The organism is Pectobacterium zantedeschiae (genome assembly GCF_004137795.1).
GTDB lineage: Bacteria > Pseudomonadota > Gammaproteobacteria > Enterobacterales > Enterobacteriaceae > Pectobacterium > Pectobacterium zantedeschiae.
In genome coordinates this window covers 1-5,605 of the sequence record NZ_NWTM01000007.1, presented here as the reverse complement: position 1 = coordinate 5,605, position 5,605 = coordinate 1, and the positions used below count along the sequence as shown (strand labels likewise).

Genomic DNA, 5,605 nt, shown 5'->3' with positions numbered 1-5,605 from the left:
ATCGGTACTGGCTGCGAATAGCGATGTCAGTGCCACGGTCACCACCCGCGATCCGGCGGGCAATGTCACCACCGCCAACACGAATCACACCTATGGTGTGGATACCGATGCGCCGGTGGCGTCGATTACTGTCGATAACGTCACGGCTGATAACGTGATTAACGCGGCCGAATCGGGCCAGACCATTGCGGTGACCGGTAAGGTTGATAACGACGTCAAGGCCGGTGATGCGGTGACGGTAAAAGTGGGTACTGAGACCTACCAGACCACGGTGAATGCGGATGGCAAGACCTGGAGCGTTACGGTGCCGGGCTCGGTGCTGGCGGCGAATAGCGATGTCAGTGCCACGGTGACGACCCGTGATGTGGCGGGTAACGCGACGACGGCGAACACCAGTCACGCGTACGGCGTGGATACCGATGCGCCAGTGGCGTCGATTACTGTCGATAACGTCACGGCTGATAACGTGATTAATGCGGCCGAATCCGGCCAGACCATTGCGGTGACCGGCAAGGTCGATAACGACGTCAGGGCCGGTGATGCGGTGACGGTGAAAGTCGGCAGCGAGACCTACCAGACCACGGTGAATGCCGACGGCAAGACCTGGAGCGTCAGTGTGCCGGGCACCGTATTGGCCGCCAACAGCGATGTCAGTGCCACGGTGACGACCCGTGATACGGCAGGCAATGTGACTACCGCCAACACCAGTCACACGTACGGTGTGGATACCGATGCGCCGGTGGCAGCCATTACTATCGATAACGTTACAGCCGATAATGTGATTAACGCGGCCGAGTCCGGCCAGACCATTGCGGTGACCGGTAAGGTTGATAATGACGTCAAGGCCGGTGACAGTATTACCGTGAAAGTCGGCAGCGAGACCTACCAGACCACGGTGAATGCCGACGGTAAAACCTGGAGTGTGAATGTGCCGGGCGCGGTACTGGCCGCGAATAGCGATGTCAGTGCGACCGTCACCACCCGTGATACGGCGGGCAACGTGACCACCGCCAATACCAGTCACGCTTACGGTGTGGATACCGATGCGCCGGTGGCAGCCATTACTATCGATAACGTTACAGCCGATAACGTGATTAATGCGGCCGAGTCCGGCCAGACCATTGCGGTAACCGGTAAGGTCGATAACGACGTCAAAGCCGGTGATGCGGTGACGGTAAAAGTGGGCAGCGAGACCTACCAGACCACGGTGAATGTGGACGGTAAAACCTGGAGTGTGAATGTGCCGGGGTCGGTGCTGGCCGCGAATAGTGACGTCAGTGCGAGCGTCACCACCCGCGATACGGTAGGGAACGTGACCACCGCCAATACCAGCCACGCCTATGGTGTCGATACCGATGCGCCGGTGGCGTCGATTACTGTCGACAATGTCACCGCCGATAACGTGATTAACGCGGCCGAGTCCGGCCAGACCATTGCGGTAACCGGTAAGGTTGATAACGATGTCAAGGCCGGCGACAGTATTACCGTGAAAGTGGGCAGCGAGACCTACCAGACGACGGTGAATGCCGATGGCAAGACCTGGAGTGTCAATGTTCCGGGCGCGGTACTGGCCGTGAATAGCGATGTCAGTGCGACCGTCACCACCCGTGATACAGCGGGCAACGTGACCACCGCCAATACCAGCCACACCTACGGCGTGGATACCGATGCGCCGGTGGCGTCGATTACCATCGATAACGTCACCGCCGATAACGTGATTAATGCGGCCGAATCCGGCCAGACCATCGCGGTGACCGGTAAGGTTGATAACGACGTCAAAGCCGGTGACAGCATTACCGTGAAAGTCGGCAGCGAGACCTACCAGACCACGGTGAATGCGGACGGTAAAACCTGGAGTGTCAGTGTGCCGGGGTCGGTACTGGCTGCCAACAGTGATGTCAGTGCGAGCGTCACCACCCGCGATACGGCGGGTAACGCGACGACGGCGAACACCAGTCACACGTACAGTGTCGATACCGATGCGCCAGTGGCGTCGATTACTGTCGACAATATCACCAGCGATAACGTGATTAATGCGGCCGAGTCCGGCCAGACCATTGCGGTGACCGGTAAGGTCGATAACGACGTCAAGGCCGGTGATGCGGTGACGGTGACAGTCGGCAGCGAGACCTACCAGACCACGGTGAATGCGGACGGCAAAACCTGGAGCGTCACGGTGCCGGGGTCGGTGCTGGCCGCCAACAGTGACGTCAGTGCGAGCGTCACCACCCGCGATCCGGCGGGTAACGTCACCACCGCCAACACGAATCACACCTATGGTGTGGATACCGAGGCGCCAACGGCGTCTATCTCAATTGACAATGTCACCGCCGATAACGTCATCAATGCGGCTGAATCGGGGCAGACCATTGCGGTGACGGGTAAGGTTGATAACGACGTCAAGGCCGGTGACAGCATTACCGTGAAAGTGGGCGGCGAGACCTACCAGACCACGGTGAATGCGGACGGCAAGACCTGGAGTGTCAATGTGCCGGGATCGGTACTGGCCGCGAATGGTGATGTCAGTGCGAGCGTCACCACCCGCGACACGGCGGGCAATGTCACCACCGCCAATACCAGCCACGTCTATGGTGTGGATACGGTGGCACCTACCGCGTCGATTACTATCGATAATGTCACCGCTGATAACGTGATCAATGCGGCCGAATCGGGGCAGACCATTGCGGTGACCGGTAAGGTCGATAACGACGTTAAAGCCGGCGATTCGGTGACGGTAAAAGTCGGCAGCGAGACCTACCAGACCACGGTGAATGCCGACGGCAAGACCTGGAGTGTGAATGTGCCGGGCGCGGTACTGGCTGCGAATAGCGATGTCAGTGCCACGGTCACCACCCGCGACACGGCGGGCAACGAGACCACGGCTAACACCAGCCACGCGTACGGTGTGGATACCGATGCGCCGGTGGCGTCTATCTCAATTGACAATGTCACCGCTGATAACGTGATTAATGCGGCCGAATCGGGGCAGACCATTGCGGTCACGGGTAAGGTCGATAACGACGTCAAAGCCGGTGACAGCATTACCGTGAAAGTCGGCACGGAAACGTACCAGACCACGGTGAATGCGGACGGCAAGACCTGGAGCGTCACGGTGCCGGGATCGGTACTGGCGGCGAATAGCGATGTCAGTGCGAGCGTCACCACCCGCGACACGGCAGGCAATGTGACCACCGCCAATACCAGTCACGCCTACGGTGTCGATACCGATGCGCCAGTGGCGTCTATCTCAATTGACAATGTCACCGCCGATAACGTGATCAATGCGGCCGAATCCGGCCAGACCATCGCCGTAACCGGTAAGGTCGATAACGACGTTAAAGCCGGCGATGCGGTGACAGTGAAAGTCGGCAGCGAGACCTACCAGACGACGGTGAATGCCGACGGCAAAACCTGGAGTGTGAATGTGCCGGGCGCGGTACTGGCGGCGAACGGTGATGTCAGTGCGACGGTCACCACCCGCGATCCGGCGGGCAATGTGACCACCGCCAATACCAGCCATGCTTACGGTGTCGATACGGTGGCACCTACCGCGTCGATTACTATCGACAATGTCACGGCCGATAATGTGATTAATGCGGCCGAGTCCGGCCAGACCATTGCCGTAACGGGTAAAGTCGATAACGACGTCAAGGCCGGTGATGCGGTGACGGTAAAAGTGGGTACCGAGACCTACCAGACCACGGTGAATGCCGACGGTAAAACCTGGAGCGTCAGTGTGCCGGGGGCGGTGCTGGCCGCGAATAGCGATGTCAGAGCGAGCGTCACCACCCGCGATACGGCAGGGAACGTGACCACCGCCAATACCAGCCACGCCTACGGTGTGGATACGGTGGCACCTACCGCGTCGATTACTGTCGACAATGTTACCAGCGATAACGTGATTAATGCGGCCGAATCCGGCCAGACCATCGCCGTAACGGGTAAAGTCGATAACGACGTCAAAGCCGGTGACAGCATTACCGTGAAAGTCGGCAGCGAGACCTACCAGACCACGGTGAATGCGGACGGCAAAACCTGGAGCGTGAATGTTCCCGGTTCGGTACTGGCTGCCAACAGTGATGTCAGTGCCACGGTCACCACCCGCGACACGGCGGGTAACTCGACGACGGCGAACACCAGTCACACGTACGGCGTGGATACCGATGCGCCAGTGGCAACCATTACTATCGATAACGTTACGGCCGATAACGTGATTAACGCGGCCGAGTCCGGCCAGACCATTGCGGTGACCGGTAAGGTCGATAACGACGTCAAAGCCGGCGATGCGGTGACGGTAAAAGTGGGTACCGAGACCTACCAGACCACGGTGAATGCGGACGGCAAGACCTGGAGCGTCAATGTTCCCGGTTCGGTACTGGCTGCCAACAGTGATGTCAGTGCCACGGTGACGACCCGTGATGCGGCGGGTAACGCGACGACGGCGAACACGAATCACACCTACGGTGTCGATACCGATGCGCCGGTGGCGTCGATTACTATCGACAATGTCACCGCCGATAACGTGATTAATGCGGCCGAATCCGGCCAGACCATTGCGGTGACCGGTAAGGTTGATAATGACGTCAAAGCTGGTGATGCGGTCACGGTGAAAGTGGGCAGCGAGACCTACCAGACCACGGTGAATGCCGACGGCAAAACCTGGAGCGTCAATGTTCCCGGTTCGGTGCTGGCTGCGAATAGCGATGTCAGTGCCACGGTGACCACCCGCGATGCGGCAGGGAACGCGACGACGGCGAACACCAGTCACACCTACGGTGTCGATACCGATGCGCCGGTGGCGTCGATTACTGTCGATAACGTTACGGCTGATAACGTGATTAACGCGGCCGAGTCCGGCCAGACCATTGCGGTGACCGGTAAGGTTGATAATGACGTCAAGGCCGGCGATGCAGTGACGGTGAAAGTCGGTACGGAAACTTACCAGACCACGGTGAATGCGGACGGCAAGACCTGGAGCGTGAATGTTCCCGGTTCGGTACTGGCTGCCAACAGTGATGTCAGTGCGACCGTCACTACCCGTGATACAGCGGGCAATGTGACCACCGCCAACACCAGTCACGCTTACGGCGTGGATACGGTGGCACCTACCGCGTCGATTACTATCGATAACGTCACCAGTGATAACGTGATTAATGCGGCCGAGTCCGGCCAGACCATTGCGGTGACCGGTAAGGTCGATAATGACGTCAAGGCCGGTGATGCAGTGACGGTGAAAGTCGGTACGGAAACTTACCAGACCACGGTGAATGCGGACGGTAAAACCTGGAGTGTCAATGTTCCGGGGTCGGTGCTGGCCGCCAATAGCGATATCTCTGCCACGGTGACAACCCGTGATGCGGCGGGCAATGTTACGACGGCTAACACCAGTCACGCTTACGGCGTGGATACGGTGGCACCTACCGCGTCGATTACTATCGATAACGTCACCAGTGATAACGTGATTAATGCGGCCGAGTCCGGCCAGACCATTGCGGTGACCGGTAAGGTCGATAATGACGTCAAGGCCGGTGATGCAGTGACGGTGAAAGTCGGTACGGAAACTTACCAGACCACGGTGAATGCGGACGGCAAAACCTGGAGTGTG

General features: G+C 58.8%; 1 protein-coding gene. It reads left to right on the top strand.

All coding sequences use genetic code 11. The annotated features are described in order from the left end of the window. Positions 1-5,605, top strand: a 5,605-nt coding sequence (locus CLR69_RS21905) for an Ig-like domain-containing protein (protein WP_131535231.1), incomplete at both ends; no start/stop codon positions are given.